This window comes from Gordonia sp. SGD-V-85 (genome assembly GCF_001456905.1).
GTDB classification, from domain to species: domain Bacteria; phylum Actinomycetota; class Actinomycetes; order Mycobacteriales; family Mycobacteriaceae; genus Gordonia; species Gordonia hongkongensis.
In genome coordinates this window covers 192,065-207,994 of the sequence record NZ_LNQO01000007.1, presented here as the reverse complement: position 1 = coordinate 207,994, position 15,930 = coordinate 192,065, and the positions used below count along the sequence as shown (strand labels likewise).

The following is a 15,930-nucleotide window of genomic DNA, read 5'->3' as shown; positions in this document are numbered from 1 at the left end:
TTGTCAAGTGGTGACAACTACGCCGTGTTCCCAGAAGAGCGTAAGGGCACCCCGAGCAGCTCGGCCGCGACCCGTGCCGCCTCCCGCCCGGCGCGATTGGCCCCGATCGTCGAGGCCGACGGGCCGTAGCCGAGCAGTTGGATCCGGGGATCGGCGTCGACGACCGTCGCGAGGCGGCCGGCCATCGTGATGCCGCCACCCGGCGCGCGCAGGCGTAACGGGGCGAGATGGTCGATGGCGCTGCGAAAACCGGTGTTCCAGAAGATGACGTCGACATCCAGGTGCTCCGGGACGTCCGGGTGATCGGGGGAGTCGCCGGATGGTCCGTCGCAGTCCCAGCACACCCCGGTCTCGGTGATGCGTGTGAACATCGGGCGCCACGCGAGGATTCCGTCGCGCTGCGCGGCCGCGATCGCGGGGGTGAGTGCCAGCCCGGTCACCGACACCACCGAGGTGGGTGGGAGCCCGGCGCGCACCCGCCGTTCGACGCGGGCGACGGCCTCGCGCCCCTGCTCGGGGGTGAACGGTTCCGGGTTGAAGACGGGCTCGCGCCGGGAACACCAGAACGTCTCGCTGCCGGGCGCCTCCCGGGCGATCTCGATCAACAATTGGATGGCGGAGATGCCCGCGCCGACGACCAGGACCCGCTTGCCCTCGAACTCCGCGGGCGAGGTGTAGTCGTGCGTGTGCAGCTGCCGGCCGCGGAAATCGGCGGCCCCGGGGACATGTGGGATGAACGGACGGTCCCAGGTGCCGGTGGCGTTGACGATGAGTTTCGAGGTGACCGACCCGCCGTCGCCCAGCTCGGCGCGGAAGCCGTCGTCCTCGCGGCGCACGGCGCGCACGTGCACGGGTCTATGCACGGTCAGACCGAACTTCTCCTCGTACCGCCCGAAGTACTCGGGGACGGCGGTGGCCGCCGGGAGCTCATCACAGTCCAGGCCGAGAGCCTCGACGAGGCCCCACCCCGGCAGGTCGTGGACGCGGTTGGCGGTGGCGAGGGTGAGCGTCGGCCACCGGAACTGCCAGGCCCCGCCGGGCCCGGGGGCGTGGTCGAGCATCTGGTAGCGATCGCCGAGGCCGAACCGCTCGAGAAAATAGGCCGCCGACAGTGCGGCCTGTCCGCCGCCGATGATCAACACATCCGAGTGCGGTGCGGGCGCTGCGCCGGCCGGGGAGATCTGCACGTCCCCACCTTGTCACGACGTGTCGAATGGGTGCGGTGGGTAGGTTGGGGCCCATGATTCACTCCACCACCGACGGGGCGGTCGTCACGATCGAGCTGGACCGGGCCGACAAGCGCAACGCCCTGAACGACGAGATGCTCGCCGGCCTGTCCGATGCGTTCGACGCCGCCCTCGCGTCCGGCGCGCGCGCCATCGTGGTGACCGGGCGGGGGCCGGTGTTCAGTGCCGGCGCCGACCTGTCCGGTCCCGTGTACGAGAAGGGCTTTCTCGACACCCTCGTCGGGACCCTGAAGAAGATCGAGTCATCCCCGGTGCCCGTGCTGGCGGCGCTGAACGGCTCCGCGATCGGCGCAGGATTGCAGCTAGCGATGGCCGCCGACCTCCGGGTGATGGCGCCGGATGCGATTGCGGGCATACCGGCGGCGAAACTCGGTGTCGCCGTTGATGAATGGACCATCCGACGCCTGGTGTCGCTGGTGGGGGCGGGGCAGGCCCGGGGGATGCTGATCGGGTGCGATCCGCTGACCGCCGACCGTGCGCACGCACTCGGGTTCGCCAACCGCATCGGCGACCTCGCCGACGCGCAGCATTGGGCGGACACGATCGCCGGCCTCGCCCCGTTGACGCTGCAGCATTACAAGCTCGTGCTGAACGGCGACGGTGCGCGCGACGCCGCGCCCGAGGATCGGGCGGCGGCGATGATGCGCGCGTGGGAGAGCGACGACCTGCGGGAGGGCCGTGCGGCCCGGGCCGAGAAGCGTCCGCCGCGGTTCACCGGGTCCTGACCCGGAGGGACGCTACCGGCGGTGGATCGGTCCGTCGCCGGCGTGCAGCGGTGCGCCGGTGGCGCCGTGCCGCTCGGCGATGAGTTGCGCCGAGATGGCGACTGCGACCTCGCCCGGGGTGTGTCCGCCGAGATCGAGGCCCAGGGGTGAGCGCAGCCGGGCGAGTTGGATGTCGTCGACGCCCGCCTCGCGGAGGCGTTGGTCGCGATCGGCGACCGTCCGCCGCGACCCGAGTGCACCGACGAAGCCGAGTTGCCGGCAGCCGAGTGCCACCTGCAGGGTCGGGACGTCGAACTTCGGGTCGTGCGTCATCACGCAGACCGCCGTCGACGGACCCACCCGGCCGTCCCGGATCTGTTCCGCCAGATAGCGATCCGGCCAGGAGACGACGACCTCGTCGGCGTCGGGGAAGCGTTCGGGGGTGGCGAACACCGGTCGTGCGTCGACGACCGTCACCCGCATGCCGAGGCCGGCCCCGATAGAACTGAGTGCACGCACGAAGTCGTTGGCGCCGACCAGGATCAACCGGGCCGGCGGCCCGAAGGTCTGCACGAAGGTCCGGGGACGTTCGTCGGACGGGGCATCGCAGTCGTCGACGCCGATGAGGCCGGTCCGGCCGGTGGCAAGGAGGTCGGCGACGTCGCGGTCGAGGCGGCGCCACGGCTGCTGTGAGGCGGCGGTGGCGAAGTACCAGTCGGTCTCGTCGGTGAGGGTCGTGGCCCACGAGACGGGTTCGCCGGCGTCGATCGCCGCCGCGAGTCGGTCGAGCTGGCCGCGCCGACCGCTGCTCGGTGCGACACGTTCGACGAGAACTTCGATCTGCCCGCCGCAGGTCAGACCCGGCGCGGGACTGTCGGGATCGTCGACGCCGTACTGTTCGACGATCGCGACCCCGTCGGCGAGGACGTCGCGGGCGGTGTGCACGAGAGCTGATTCGACGCAGCCACCGGACACCGAACCGATCACGGTGTCGTCCTCGGTCACGATCATGGCCGCGCCGAGCTCGCGGGGTGCCGATCCCGACGCGCCGACAACCCGGCAGAGTGCCACCGGACGCGCGTCGTCGCCGTCGAGGAGTTCGGTCAGGGACCGCAGGACGTCGCGCATGTACTCCAGTGGACCAGAAGATCACCGTGCCGGCCAGGTGGCGGATGAGGACGTCGGAGTCGGCCCAGATCTCGAAACGTACGGGTCGGCTCTTTACGCAACCGGAGCGGCTCAGCGACGAACCCGAGGTGGCGCGGCTTGACACCCTTGTCATGCGAGTACCGCACGATAGCGACGTCAGACGACAGGACTGGCACTGTGAATTTTCGAACACTCTCGTTGCTGCGGCTCACGAGCACTCGCTGCTCGGGCTCACGGGCCTAATCAAGGAGGCCTCCGCGAGATGTCTGACGTTGGAGGCGTGGTGCAGGTAACCATTGGGTTGGTCGGCAAGTGCCCGACGGTCGTTCGCGTCTGCTGAAGGCGGGTCGCTGCCCAAGAACGAAGTAACGAGTTCTGCGTTCGCGCGAGTAGGTTCCGTGCGAAGCCAAAGGGAGCCGCGGTAGGACGACTCCCATATCTGTGTCCTCGCCGGGTACAGTACCAGTCACTCCGATTGCAGGGGATTGGCGATGAAAGGACGACTGTGCACCGAGTGGTCGAAGCGCACCTAAAAGACTTCGTCGAGAAGTTCGATGCCGGGGAGACCAGTCGAAGCAGTTCGAAGCATTCGTCAATTATTCGATTTTTCGAAAGTACTGCGGGGATCAAATCGATCCCGGTGAGCTTGTGTACGAGGGGGACGATCCGGGGATCGACGGGTATATGACATTTGTCGATGAGGCGTATGTGGCAAGTGTCGATGAGGTGGAAGACGCGCTAAAGTCGAGAAGGCGTGATGCAAGTGTTTCCGTCGTATTTACTCAGGCGAAGACCGCTGAGTCCTGGAAGAAGTCGGAAATATCCACGTTCCAGGCCGGTATCCTCGACTTCCTGTCAGATGATCATAAGTATCCCCATGCGGAATATTTGGAGAACGGGCGAGAAGTATTCGATGAGGTGTTGAGCAAAGTCGGGCGGATCCGAAATGGCAAGCCGAACGCTCGAATCTACTTTGCGACCACGGCCCGCGAATCTTCTGATCGTGAAATAATTGCGGCTATAGACTCATTGCGCACTTCAGTCGAGGACACCGGGTTATTCCACGAAGTCGATGCGGTTCTGATAGACCGAGATTTGATCGTCGAATTGTGGACGTCATCCGATGGATCCGTAGAAGCAACCCTTAAGCTGCTCGGAAACGCGCCTTTCCCGGCTACCCCAGGTATCGACGAAAGCTATGTAGTTACAGTGCGGGCGCAAGATTTCATAAGTTCTATACTGTCCGACAAGAACGGTAAACTGCGGCAACGAATTTTTGATGAGAATGTTAGAGACTTTATTGGCGTAGACTCGGACGTGAATGCTGAGATGGGCACCACCCTGAATGATGAGCCTAGGCAGAAGCGGTTTGGGATACTGAACAATGGGGTGACAATTATCGCTCCGGATGTTCGATTGTCGGCGTTCGAGATGTACCTCCGTGATTTCCAGATTGTCAATGGCTGTCAAACTTCTAACGTGCTGTTCCGCAACCGGGACATCGTTGACGGTGATGCAACTCTGGTGCTAAAGATTGTTGAGACCTCGGACCCTTCGGTGGTCGACGATATCGTTCGCTCCACTAACCGTCAGACGAAAGTTGAAGAGTCGCAATTCTTAGCCACACTGGATGCGATCAAGATGATTGACCGCTACTTTGTGGCCAGGGCGGAGGACGATGAATATCAACTATTCTTTGAACGTCGTACCGACCAGTTTAGCTCTCACGAAGATGTGAAAGCCATCAGAGTCTTCGATATCCGGGAAATTGCACGATGCGTTGCCGCCATGTTTTTGGATAAGCCAGATCTCGCTAGTCGATACCCCAATCGGTTGACAGGGGAGATGCGCGGTCTTGTCTTCGATAACACGTATCGCGAAGAAGTTTTCTATGTCGCAGCTTACACCCTATATCGCATCCGACTACTGCTTGCAAATCGGAAGATCGATGGCCGCTTCGTCAAATTGCGATGGCACATATTGATGGCGGTGCGCTACTACGTCTGCGGTGATTCGATTGCCAACCTCTCTTCCCCGAAGATTGAAACAAGTGCCCGAAAGATCCGAGAATTCATCGAGGACGGCAGTGACAAGCGTATCGCAGAACTGAATGCGTTGTGCGCAGCTATTGTCGATATCGACGAAATTACTCGCGACAAGGTAAAGAGTTCGGCGCTCACTGCAGATGTAAAGCGACGTGCAATCGAGTCGCGCAAAAACGCTGGGAAGCGACAATCGTTTTGAGGGGTGTGACACGGTTGCGAACTCTGGGCGCCCGAGCTGCCTCGACGATCCGACGATGCTAGTCATCATCAGGTGCCAGGCGGGTACGGCGTGCTGCCCTAGCGGTTACTGCGCGCTTTGCGAGATCGCTCCGTGAACGAAGAGTGAGACAGTTGTGCTGATCGGGCGCTGGATACGGGCCGCGACACCGTTCACTAGTCGCCCAGCACCCGCCGCAGGTAGTCGTTGGCGAACACGCGGGACGGGTCGTATCGGTCCCGGACGGAACGGAATTCGTCGAACCGTGGATAGACGCCGCGTAGATACTCGGCGTCGCGGGTGTGCATCTTGCCCCAGTGGGGCCGGCCGCCGAGACCGGTGAGGATGGCTTCGACGTCGGCGAAGTAGGCATCGGAGTCGGCGGGATCGTCGCGGTGATAACGGTGTACGGCGATGTAGCCGCTGGTGCGTCCGGAGGCGGTGGAGAGCATGAGGTCATCGGCCGCGGCGGCGCGGACCTCGATGGGGAAGCTGACGAGGTGGTCGCGCCGGTCGAGGAGGGCGCGGATCTCGCGCAGCGCCTCCGGCACGGCCTCGAGGTCGACGGCGTACTCCATCTCGCGGAACCGGACGTCGCGGTCGGAGACGAAGACCCCGGTGGAGGAGTCGGTGAACTCTCGTGCGGAGAGCGCGCGACCGGTGACCCCGTTGATCGTCGGCACCAAACGCGGCGCGCGCGCACCGATCTCGCACAGCAGACGAAGGGCCTTGTTGCTCAACAGTTCGTCGTCGATGTAGCGCTTGACGCGCGACGGCCCGGTGACCGGGGCGTCGGGACCGACCCGCGTGTTCGTCTTCACCAGAGCGCAATTGGTGTGCGGGAACAGGTAGAACTCGTGGTGGTCGGTGGTCGCGACGCGCTCCTGGAAGGCGGCGATCGCCGCATCGGCCGTCTCGGGACCCTCGACCGCGTGCAGCCGGAACTCGTCGACACAGTCGATGGTCAGTTCCACAACGACTCCGAGCGCGCCGAGGCCGAGTGCGACGGCCTGCATGTCGGCGTCGTCGGCGGTCACGGTGACGATCTCGCCGGAGCCGGTGACGATGGTCGCGCCGACGATCTGGGTGCTGATGCCGCCGAAGGCGAGCCCGGTGCCGTGGGTTCCGGTCGAGGTGGCGCCGGCGATCGTCTGACGATCGACGTCGCCGAGATTGGTCATCGCGAGTCCGAAAGGTGCCAGGATCCCCGGGATCTCGTGCAGGTGTGTGCCGGCGCGCACGGTCACTCGGTGGCCGTCGACCGCGACCAGACCACGCAGGCGCGACAGATCGAGTTGCACGTCGTCGGCCACGGCTATGGGGGAGAAGCTGTGTCCCGCGCCGACGGTCTTCACCGTGCCGCCGCGAGCGGCCGTCTCCCGGACGATGGCGGCGATCTCGGCGGCACTCGCCGGGTGCAGCACCTGGTTCGGCGTGCAGGCCGCGGTGCCGCCCCAGTTGCGCCAGCCGGGCGCCGAACGCGCAGCGGTCCTGCTCACAGGAAGCACCTGCCCTCTCCTCGGTAGGTCGGTACGACCTCATCGACCACCGCGTGCCCGGCGTCGTCGCGGCCGACGATCGCGACCTCGCGCGCTCGTTCGCACACCTCGCCGGACTTGGTGTGCCGGAACCACACCCGACTCCCGACGGCGATCTCGTCCGCGACCGCACCTCGCAGTGGGGTCTGCACCTCGCCGGCGGCCTCGGTACCGACGTAGGTGAGTCCGTGCGGCCACACGGGTGTGGGCAACCGGTCGGCAGCGGGCGGGCCGGACGCGATCCAACCGCCGCCCGCGCAGGTCACGACGCCGGGCGCCGGGCGGCGGACGACGTCGAGACCGAAGGACAGCGCGGGGGCGGGACGGAACCGCGCGTACCCGTCGAACAGATGGCCGCCGAACAGACCGCTGCCCGCGGCGATGTCGGTGACCGAGCGGTCGCGCGCGGTCTCCTCCAGGGAACCGGTGCCGCCTCCGTTGACGAACTCCAGGTCGGCGATCCGGCGCACGTCGTCGATCACCTTGCCGCGGCGACGGCGCAATTCGGCCATCGAATGTCGTTGCATCGCGCGAATGGCCCGGTTGGCCAACGCCTTACCGGGCGCCGCATCGGCCACCCCGGCCACCTGCGCTTCGTAGGACATGACCCCGACGAGATCGAAGCCGGGCCGTGCCACGATGATCCGTGCCAGCTCGAGTGCGTCACGACGGGAGTGCACCGGCGAGCGGCGAACCCCGATGTGCACCCGCCCGCCCAGTAGACGGTATGACGCGTCGAGGTCGATCGCGACGCGGATCGGCGGCCGGGCGGACGGAGGCACGACGGCGTCGATGAGGTCGAGTTGGTCGACGGAATCGACGAGCACACTCACCCGACGGGTCGCGACCTCGTCGGCGGCCAAGGCCGCCAGCGCATCCCGCCGCACACTGGGGTATCCCATCAGCACGTCGTCGATCCCCGAGGTCGTGGCGAGCCAGTGTGCCTCGGCCACGTCGTAGGCGAGCACCCCCGCGAAACCGGCGCGCGCGGTGATGTCGTCGATGACCGAGCGGACACGGACGGATTTCGTGGCCAGGCGGATCGGGACACCCGCCGACCGACGGGTGAGATCGGCGACGTTGTGCTCCAGGGCGGCCCGGTCGAGCGCGAGGACCGGTGCGTCGAGTCCCGCATCGGCGACCGCTTGATCAATTGCCGCCCAATAGGATTCGGGATCACTCAGCCACGGCGCGGGCGTCGGCGTCACCGGTGCCGCGTCGGGCGCCTCACCCGAAGCTGACATGGGTCATGAGCTGATCGGTGATCGAGCGGATGATCGCGTCGACGACCTTGTCGTCGGCGGTGCTGAGGTAGACGAGGGTGATCGAGTTCGTCGCCGCGATGATCAGCGGACCGAGGTCCTCGACCGGCGTGGTCCACTCCATGGGCGTCAGGTGGGCCATCGACCGCAGCCCGGCCGAGGCCACCCGGTAGAGCTGCTCGTACATGTGCTTGCCGACCTGCTGCAGCTCCGGGTGATTGTGCGCATAGATGCCGAGCGCGATGGTCGCCTGCATCCGGCCGGGATCGGCTTTGAGCAGGTCGTAGAACGCGTGGAACTGGCTCACCATGCTCGACCGCATCGTCTCCACGCCCGGCTCGGGTCCGTAGTCGGCGGCGGGCAGCACCGCGTGCAGCATGCGCTCGATGTCGGTGGGGACCGCCGTCTCCATGACCGCGCACAACAGTGCGGTGCGACTCTCGAAGGCATAGTGGAAACGTGCGAGCGGCATGCCGGCGTGGGCGCAGATGCGACGCGTGGTCGCGCCCTCGACCCCATGGTCGGCGATCACACGGTACGCCGATTCGAGAAGCGCGCTTCGACGTTGGTCGACGGACATCCGTGCCACTGCGGTATCTTCCTGACCACATGCGCCGGCGCATGCTCGGGTGGACAATATCGCCGCAGCCTATCAGTGCCGGTGAGGCGCACAATGCCGTTCACCCGGAAGAAATCGCAGATCACACCGGGGACACTCGGGAGGCGTGCACCGCACGGCGCGACCGCCGTCTGCCCGGGGTGACGCCACCGAACGCACTACTGTGTGAACGTGACCTCCACGACCGGTAGAAAAGGCACCAACGACCTGCGCCGCGACGTCCTCGCGCGTGCGGGTTCGGCGGGAGTGGCGGTGGCCGACGCCGTCGTGGCGCGGCTCGCCGCCGAGGGACTCGGTCCCGCCCGCGCGCTGGGCGCCTCCCGCGACCAGGTAGCGCCGCACGTGCGGCGGAGCCCGCATCTGCGGAACGGCGCCTTCGTCAACCCGGAACCCCCGTCGATCGCCGATCCGAGCCTGCAGGTCCTCACCGACATGGCCCGGCGGCCCGGCCGGCCGCGCCGACCGGTCATGGTGACGGTCCCACGCTTCGAGGCCCCCGGCGACCTCGCCGTCACCTGGCTCGGCCACGCCACCGCCGTCGTCGACATCGACGGCGCGCGGGTCATCACCGATCCGGTCCTCAGCCGCCGCTGCTCGCCCAGCCAACTCGTCGGGCCCGGACGCATGCACTCCGCCCCACTGGCGCCGCCACAGTTGCCGCCACTCGACGTCGTCCTGATCAGTCACGATCACTACGACCATCTCGACATGGACACCGTCGTCACGATCGCCGACACCCAGCCCGACGCGGTGTTCGTCACGACGATCGGGGTCGGCGCGCACCTGGCCTCCTGGGGGATCGCGGAAGATCGCATCCGGCAGGCGGATTGGTGGGATGAGGTGGTGGTGCCGACCGGCGCGGGCGAGCTGCGGTTCACCTGCGGTCCGGCGCGACACTTCTCGGGGCGGTGGCTGGAGCGGAATCTCACCCAGTGGGGCAGCTGGGCGATCACCGGACGGGAGCACAAGGTCTTCTTCTCCGGGGACACCGGCCACAGCGAGCGCTTCGCCGATGTCGGCGACCGACTCGGCCCGTTCGACCTCACCCTCATCGCCGTCGGAGCCTACGACGTGATGTGGCCGGACATCCACGTGAACCCCGAGGAGGCCCTGTCGATCCACCGGATGGTCTCGCCCGGTACGGGATCCGACTCGGTCTTCATCCCGATCCACTGGGGCACGTTCAATCTCGCGCGCCATCCCTGGGGGGAGCCCATCGCGCGGTTGCAGGCGGACGCCGGGCCGGACAAGCCGACGATCCTGGTGCCGCAACCGGGCGGTTCGATCGACCTGATGACGCGGACCGGTAGCGGTGTGGCACAACCCAATTGGTGGGAGGCTTCGGCGTGAGCTCGCCGACCGAGATCGCGGACGCCGGCCTGACCGCGGCCGAGGTGGCGCAGCGGGTCGCGGCCGGCCAGGTCAACGCGCTGCCCGACCGGTCCGGCCGCAGTGTGGCCGACATCGTCCGCGCGAATGTCTTCACCCGGATCAACGCGATTCTCGGGGTGCTGTTCGCGATCGTGGTGTTCACCGGATCGCTCATCAACGGCCTGTTCGGACTGCTGATCATCGCCAATTCCGGGATCGGCATCATCCAGGAGGTCCGGGCCAAGCGGACGCTCGACAAGCTCGCGATCGTCGGCCAGACCCGACCTCGAGTCCGGCGCGACGGCGAGGTCACCGAGGTACCGCCGGACGAGGTGGTGCTCGACGACATCATCGAGATCGGTGCCGGCGATCAGATCGTCGTCGACGGCGAGGTCGTCGAGGCCATCGCACTCGACGTCGACGAGTCACTGCTCACCGGCGAGGCCGACCCGATCGACAAGGACCCGGGAGACGCGGTGCTGTCGGGCAGCTTCGTGGTCGCCGGCGGTGGCGCGTACCGCGCCACCAAGGTCGGCGCCGATGCCTACGCGGCCCAGCTCGCGGCCGAGGCGTCGAAGTTCACGCTGGTCTCCTCCGAGTTGCGCTCCGGCATCGATCAGATCCTGCGGGTGATCACCTGGTTGCTGATCCCGGCCGGTGTCCTGACCATCGTCAACCAACTCTTCGTCAGCGACAACGGGTTGCGGCGGTCCCTGCTCGGCATGGTCGCCGCGCTGGTGCCGATGGTGCCCGAGGGGCTCGTCCTGATGACCTCGATCGCCTTCGCGGTGGGTGTGGTGCGGCTCGGTCAGCGGCAGTGTCTGGTGAACGAACTCCCGGCCATCGAAGGGCTCGCGCGCGTCAATGTGGTCTGTGCGGACAAGACCGGCACCCTGACGGAGAACGGGATGCGGCTGGCCGAGGTGCGTTCCCTCGGGACGGTGCCCGCCGAGACCGCGGGACAGGTGCTGGCCGCGCTCGCCGCCCACGATCCGCGGCCCAACGCCAGCATGATCGCGATCGCCGAGGCACATCCGATCCCACCCGACTGGTCGGTGGCGGCCATCAAACCGTTCACCTCGGCCACCAAGTGGAGCGGGATGTCGTTCCGCGGGAGCGGGTCCGGCCCGACCGCCGGCACCGACGACGGTCACTGGCTCATCGGTGCGCCCGACGTCCTGCTGGACCCGGAGGGCGAGACGGCCCGCCTCGCCTCCGACATCGGCGCCGCCGGACTCCGCGTGCTGCTGCTGGCCTGCACCGACGTGCCCGTGGACACCGAACCCGCGCCGGGTCGCGTCGCACCGGGGACCGTCTCCCCGGTCGCCCTCGTGGTCCTCGAACAGCGGGTCCGGCCCGATGCGCGCGACACGATCGACTACTTCGGACAGCAGCACGTCGCGGTGAAGGTCATCTCCGGGGACAACGCCCGGTCGGTGGGGGCGGTCGCCGCGTCGCTCGGGCTCGGATCGGCAGAGTCCTCGGTCGACGCGCGCGAGTTGCCCTCAGAAACAGGCGAACTCGCCGACGTCGTCGAACGGGGCGTCACGTTCGGGCGGGTCCGGCCGGATCAGAAGCGGGCCATGGTGAAGGCGCTGCAATCGCGGGACAACACCGTCGCGATGACCGGCGACGGCGTCAACGACGTCCTCGCGCTCAAGGACGCCGACATCGGCGTGGCGATGGGCTCGGGCAGCTCCGCCGCCCGGTCGGTGGCGCAGATCGTGTTGCTGGACAACAAGTTCGCGACCCTGCCGTATGTGGTGGGCGAAGGTCGGCGTGTGATCGGCAACATCGAACGCGTCTCCAACCTGTTCCTCACCAAGACCGTGTACGCGGTGTTGCTCGCACTGTTCGTCGGCGTCGGCGGACTCCTCGGCGCACTGTTCGGGTCCGACCCGCTCAGCTATCCGTTCCAGCCGATCCACGTGACCATCTCGGCCTGGTTCACCATCGGCATCCCGGCGTTCGTCCTGTCGCTGGCCCCCAACAACGAGCGGGCCCGGCGTGGTTTCGTACGGCGGGTGCTGCTCAGCGCCGTGCCCAACGGCATCATCGTCGGCCTGTGCACCTTCGTGACCTACGTGATCGTCAACCCCGGCGGCGCCGGCGTCGAGGTGGGTGGTGACGCCGTCGAACTCTCGCAGCCTCAGACGCAGGCCGCCACCGCGGCGCTGATGACGCTGATCGCGATCGCGGTCTACGTCCTCGCCGTGGTCGCCCGTCCGTACAACTGGTGGAAGGCGGTGCTCCTCGCGGTCTCCGCCGCCGCATACGTGCTGATCTTCGCGTGGCCGTTCACCCAGGACCTGTTCCGGCTCGACTCGTCGAACTGGGGGATGAACACGGTGGCCCTGCTCTCGGCGGCGGTCGGCATCGCGTGTGTCGAGGTCGTCTCGCGGGTGGCGCCCCGATGGGTCGCCACGCATGACAACGATCAGCACGGGGACGAAGCGCAGGTCAGCGGGGTGCTCACGTCCGACCGATAGAATCTGCGGCAAGTGGCCGGAAGGTGTCCGGCACGTCGATCAGAGGAGACGTCATGGATCTCAAGGGACTCGTCAACAAGGCCAGGGCCACGCTGCAGAAGAATCCGAGCCTGATCGAGAAGGGCGGCGACGCCATCGACAAGGTCACCAAGAACAAGTACTCGGGTCAGGTGGACAAGGCGCAGGACGCCGTGCGCAAGGCCGTCGGCGCGCCGGGACAGGGAAACCCGGGACAGACTCCGCCGACCAATCCCACCAACCCCGGGGAGCCGCTACCGGGTCAGCAGAGCCCGCAGCCCCAGAATCCCCGGCCGCAGAACCCCCAGCAGCCGCAGCACCCGCAGCGGTAGTCCGAGTAGTTTTCAGAGCTGCGCCCGCGGATGTCGGCGATACGCCGACACCGTGGGATCGGCGTCGATCCAGAACCGCCACGCCAGGTCGGCAGCGCGGCGGACCCCGACCCGAGGCCCCGCGACGACGCGTTCCCCCGGACGCGGTGCCCCGGGGTCGAGGGTGACCGGGGTCGACGGGTCGGCGAGATCGGTGTCGAGGTCGGCCATCGTGAGCCCGAGGGCACGGCACAGGTTGCCCGGCCCGCTGGCGAGCTTCGCGTCGGGGACCGGCCCCGAGCGCGTCGCACCGCGCCGGGCGCGTGCGAGGTCGACGCCGTCGACCACCGCGCCCGCGCGCAGCAACACCGCAGCAGCGGGTCCCGGCCCGGCGACGACGACGTTCGCGCAATGGTGGCCGTGGATGCGATAGACGTACAACCGTCCCGGGGGCCCGTACATGATCTCCGAGCGGGCGGTTCGGGTGTAGGCATGCGACGCCGGGTCGTCGGGACCGGCGTACGCCTCGACCTCGGTCAGCCGGATCGTCACCCCGTGCCCGGTCACCCGCGAGCCCAGCAGCGAACGTGCCTGTTCGGCGGCGGAGGCGGGGGCACTACTCTCTTGGGTCATGGCGAAGACGAGTGACTCCATCGGCGTTGATCTGTCACCGGAAGATACCTGGGCCGCGGCATCGGATCTCTCGCGGTACAGCGAATGGCTGGTGATCCACGAGACGTGGCGCAGCCCGATCCCGGCGTCCGCCGACCTTCGCAAGGGCACCGAGGTCTCCTCGATCGTGCGGGTCAAAGGCACCCGCGTCCGCTTCGACTGGGTGGTCGAGAAGTTCGAGCCGGTCTCGCACGTCCGCCTCAAGGGCAACGGCAAAGGCGGGGTCAAGGCGAAGCTGGATCTGGGCATCGCTCCCACTTCCAGCGGATCGGAAGTAACCTTCACTGTTGATCTGGGTGGGCTGCCGCTGATCGGGCCCGTGGGTAAGACCGCGGCCATGGCGGTGTCGGGGGATCTGCGTAAGTCGCTGCTGAAATTCCGCGAGGTGTTCGGCTGAGCCACGCGTGAACACGCGGGCCGCGACCGCCGATGCGTCGATGCGTCGTGCGGCGACCACGCGAGAGGCGGGTCTGCAGACCGCCGCCGTACGAGGGGAACGGGAAAAGAACAATGGGGCGTCACAGCTCCGGCGCCGATCGCGCCGGAAACGAGTGGAACGGGAACGACCGGTCGGGTGGGGCGGTTCCGCCACGCGCCCAGACTTCATCGGACAGAGGCAGGTCGAACGATGCCCGGTCGGGAAGCGATGACGACTTCGGCTTCGAGCACCGCAACACCGATGGGGGCCGCCGCGGGGGATGGCTGTGGGCGGGTGCGGTCCTGCTGGTCGTCGTAGCCCTGGTGACCGGCGTCATCATTTGGCAGACGGGTGCGGGTGGCTGCGGGGACCGGACCCGGGTCGCCGTCGCGTCGGACTCGGCGATGACCGGTCCGCTGCGCGAGGTGGCGCGGCAGGCGTCCGCGGACTCGTGTTTCGACTACGACGTGCAGACGGCCGCGGGTGCGGATGTGCCCGGCCTGCTCACCCAGGGTGCAGCGGCTCCGGACCTCTGGGTCGCGGACTCGCAGGTGCAGGCTCGCCGGGTGACGACCCAGGTGCGTCGTGACCTCGATATGGTGTCGCCGTCGATCGCGTCGACCCCGACCGTCGTCGCCGGCACCGACGTACCCGAGCTGGGCACCTGGGTCGAGGTCATGAAGTTGCCTGATCTGCGAACCGGCAGCCCGGTGGACACCAGCACCGGCGACGCCCCGATCATCGGTGCTCTCGCCGCGGTCGACTCCGGCGAGCTCGCCGACGAGGACTTCACCGAGGCGATGACCATCCTCGCCATCCAGCAGAACAATGCGCGCCTGGCCAACGACAACGAGGGCACGCGTCTGAACCTGGCCAACACCTCGGGCGTCCCGGTGGTCACCACCGAGCAACAGTTCGATCTGTTCATGCGCACGCACCAGGGTTCGCAGTTGACGTCGACGATCCCCGCGGCGGGCACGGTCATGCTCGACTATCCGCTGGTCAACACGGCTCCCGCGGCGCGCCAGCAGGCGGCCGCCGACGCCGGGGCGGCCCTCGTCACCGCGCTGAACACCGATGCCGGTCGCGCAGCGCTGGCCGACTCGGGATACCGCGACACCGACGGAAACGGTGTCGGTCAGCCGGTCAAGGAACTGGAGCTGCGCGACCCGTCGTCCGTCGACAAGGCATTGCGGCAGTGGCAGGTACTTGGTGTGCCGATCCGCTCGCTGGTCGTCCAGGACACCTCCGGCTCGATGGAGACACCGGCCGGCGGCACCACCCGGGCGGACCTGCTCATCGACGCCTCCCAGACCGGACTCAAGCTCTTCCCCAACAACACGATGATCGGCGGCTGGGCGTTCAGCGTGAACAAGGGCGGGCCCGGACAGGACTGGGAGGAGCTCGCCCCGATCCGCCGCCTCGATGCCCGCTCGGGGAGCGGTACGCATCGGGACGCGCTCGGCCGGGCCGTCGAAGAGGGGTTGTCGGACCTCGGGGGCGGGACGGGTCTCTACGACACGACCCTCGCGGCATTCAAGAAGGTGCAGGACACCTACGACCCGAACTACTCCAACAGCGTCATCATCATGACCGACGGTCAGAACGAGGACCCGGACAGCATCACGCTCGACAATCTGCTCGCCGAACTGAAGCGCCTGGAGGATCCGGCACGACCGGTGCTGGTGCTGACGATCGGTATCTCCGACGATGCCGACTCCGATGCGCTGAAGCAGATCGCCGAGGCCACGGGTGGCACCACCTACGTCGCGGAGAACGCGGCCGACATCCGCACCGTCTTCGTCGACGCCATCCAGGCGAGGGTCGCAGCCGCGGGACGCTGAGACCGTTCGGAACGCGCCGCGGCCGT

The 15,930-nt window shown here is 67.4% G+C and carries 13 protein-coding genes; 7 read left to right on the top strand and 6 right to left on the bottom strand.

All coding sequences use genetic code 11. The features are described 5' to 3' along the window. Positions 1-17 precede the first annotated feature (17 nt). On the bottom strand, positions 18-1,187 hold the full coding sequence (locus AS181_RS10785; protein WP_058251582.1) for an NAD(P)-binding domain-containing protein: 1,170 nt from the start codon (positions 1,185-1,187) through the stop codon (positions 18-20). Positions 1,188-1,240: 53 nt separating this feature from the next. On the opposite strand from AS181_RS10785, the gene AS181_RS10780 reads away from it, so the two are divergent. Further along, a complete protein-coding gene (locus AS181_RS10780; protein ID WP_058251581.1) occupies positions 1,241-1,972 on the top strand; it encodes an enoyl-CoA hydratase in 732 nt (243 codons plus the stop codon). Between the two features lie 12 nt (positions 1,973-1,984). Here AS181_RS10780 and AS181_RS10775 read toward each other — a convergent pair whose 3' ends face one another. After that, positions 1,985-3,079 carry an XdhC family protein gene (locus AS181_RS10775; protein WP_058251580.1) on the bottom strand — a complete coding sequence of 365 codons (1,095 nt, stop codon included), beginning with the start codon at positions 3,077-3,079 and terminating at the stop codon, positions 1,985-1,987. Between the two features lie 705 nt (positions 3,080-3,784). On the opposite strand from AS181_RS10775, the gene AS181_RS10765 reads away from it, so the two are divergent. Next, a complete protein-coding gene (locus tag AS181_RS10765) occupies positions 3,785-5,344 on the top strand; it encodes an AIPR family protein (RefSeq protein WP_139114204.1) in 1,560 nt (519 codons plus the stop codon). Between the two features lie 194 nt (positions 5,345-5,538). Here the strand turns inward: AS181_RS10765 and AS181_RS10760 are convergent, their stop codons facing one another. The 3 genes from AS181_RS10760 to AS181_RS10750 are packed head-to-tail and all read right to left on the bottom strand — an operon-like array spanning position 5,539 to position 8,751. Beyond that, positions 5,539-6,861 (bottom strand): D-arabinono-1,4-lactone oxidase, encoded by a 1,323-nt coding sequence (locus AS181_RS10760; protein ID WP_435083234.1) that lies wholly within the window; start codon positions 6,859-6,861, stop codon positions 5,539-5,541. Continuing rightward, the gene (locus tag AS181_RS10755; RefSeq protein WP_078113429.1) at positions 6,858-8,144 is read right to left on the bottom strand and encodes an alanine racemase; all 1,287 of its coding nucleotides are present in this window, start codon (positions 8,142-8,144) and stop codon (positions 6,858-6,860) included. Before AS181_RS10755 ends, AS181_RS10760 begins: the two co-directional genes overlap by 4 nt. After that, complete coding sequence (locus AS181_RS10750; RefSeq protein WP_058251576.1) at positions 8,128-8,751, bottom strand: TetR/AcrR family transcriptional regulator; 624 nt, start codon at positions 8,749-8,751, stop codon at positions 8,128-8,130. The genes AS181_RS10755 and AS181_RS10750 overlap by 17 nt, the downstream gene beginning before the upstream one ends. A 195-nt stretch (positions 8,752-8,946) precedes the next feature. Between AS181_RS10750 and AS181_RS10745 the strand changes: the two genes are divergently transcribed. From AS181_RS10745 to AS181_RS10735, 3 genes are read left to right on the top strand one after another with little or no spacing between them, the layout of a single operon-like run. Then, positions 8,947-10,131, top strand: a complete 1,185-nt coding sequence (locus AS181_RS10745; RefSeq protein WP_058251575.1) for an MBL fold metallo-hydrolase — start codon at positions 8,947-8,949, stop codon at positions 10,129-10,131. Then, the gene (locus tag AS181_RS10740; protein WP_058251683.1) at positions 10,128-12,641 is read left to right on the top strand and encodes an HAD-IC family P-type ATPase; all 2,514 of its coding nucleotides are present in this window, start codon (positions 10,128-10,130) and stop codon (positions 12,639-12,641) included. Before AS181_RS10745 ends, AS181_RS10740 begins: the two co-directional genes overlap by 4 nt. Before the next feature lie 53 nt (positions 12,642-12,694). Beyond that, a complete protein-coding gene (locus AS181_RS10735) occupies positions 12,695-12,991 on the top strand; it encodes an antitoxin (protein WP_058251574.1) in 297 nt (98 codons plus the stop codon). Positions 12,992-13,003: 12 nt separating this feature from the next. Here the strand turns inward: AS181_RS10735 and AS181_RS10730 are convergent, their stop codons facing one another. Continuing rightward, the gene (locus AS181_RS10730) at positions 13,004-13,624 is read right to left on the bottom strand and encodes a DNA-3-methyladenine glycosylase (protein ID WP_058251682.1); all 621 of its coding nucleotides are present in this window, start codon (positions 13,622-13,624) and stop codon (positions 13,004-13,006) included. Here AS181_RS10730 and AS181_RS10725 point away from each other — a divergent pair. Together AS181_RS10725 and AS181_RS10720 are read left to right on the top strand one after the other, a co-directional pair. Then, positions 13,602-14,039, top strand: a complete 438-nt coding sequence (locus AS181_RS10725; RefSeq protein ID WP_058251681.1) for a type II toxin-antitoxin system Rv0910 family toxin — start codon at positions 13,602-13,604, stop codon at positions 14,037-14,039. The two genes, AS181_RS10730 and AS181_RS10725, sit on opposite strands and share 23 nt — an antisense overlap. Positions 14,040-14,152: 113 nt before the next feature. Continuing rightward, positions 14,153-15,904 (top strand): substrate-binding domain-containing protein, encoded by a 1,752-nt coding sequence (locus AS181_RS10720; protein ID WP_058251573.1) that lies wholly within the window; start codon positions 14,153-14,155, stop codon positions 15,902-15,904. Positions 15,905-15,930 lie beyond the last annotated feature (26 nt).

Excerpts from the sequence above, each read along its gene's own strand:
- AS181_RS10780 (WP_058251581.1), top strand. The coding sequence starts at position 1,241 with ATGATTCACTCCACCACCGACGGGGCGGTCGTCACGATCGAGCTGGAC.
- AS181_RS10775 (WP_058251580.1), bottom strand. The coding sequence starts at position 3,079 with ATGCGCGACGTCCTGCGGTCCCTGACCGAACTCCTCGACGGCGACGAC.
- AS181_RS10765 (WP_139114204.1), top strand. The coding sequence starts at position 3,785 with ATGACATTTGTCGATGAGGCGTATGTGGCAAGTGTCGATGAGGTGGAA.
- AS181_RS10755 (WP_078113429.1), bottom strand. The coding sequence starts at position 8,144 with ATGTCAGCTTCGGGTGAGGCGCCCGACGCGGCACCGGTGACGCCGACG.
- AS181_RS10735 (WP_058251574.1), top strand. The coding sequence starts at position 12,695 with ATGGATCTCAAGGGACTCGTCAACAAGGCCAGGGCCACGCTGCAGAAG.
- AS181_RS10725 (WP_058251681.1), top strand. The coding sequence starts at position 13,602 with ATGGCGAAGACGAGTGACTCCATCGGCGTTGATCTGTCACCGGAAGAT.
- AS181_RS10730 (WP_058251682.1), bottom strand. The coding sequence starts at position 13,624 with ATGGAGTCACTCGTCTTCGCCATGACCCAAGAGAGTAGTGCCCCCGCC.
- AS181_RS10720 (WP_058251573.1), top strand. The coding sequence starts at position 14,153 with ATGGGGCGTCACAGCTCCGGCGCCGATCGCGCCGGAAACGAGTGGAAC.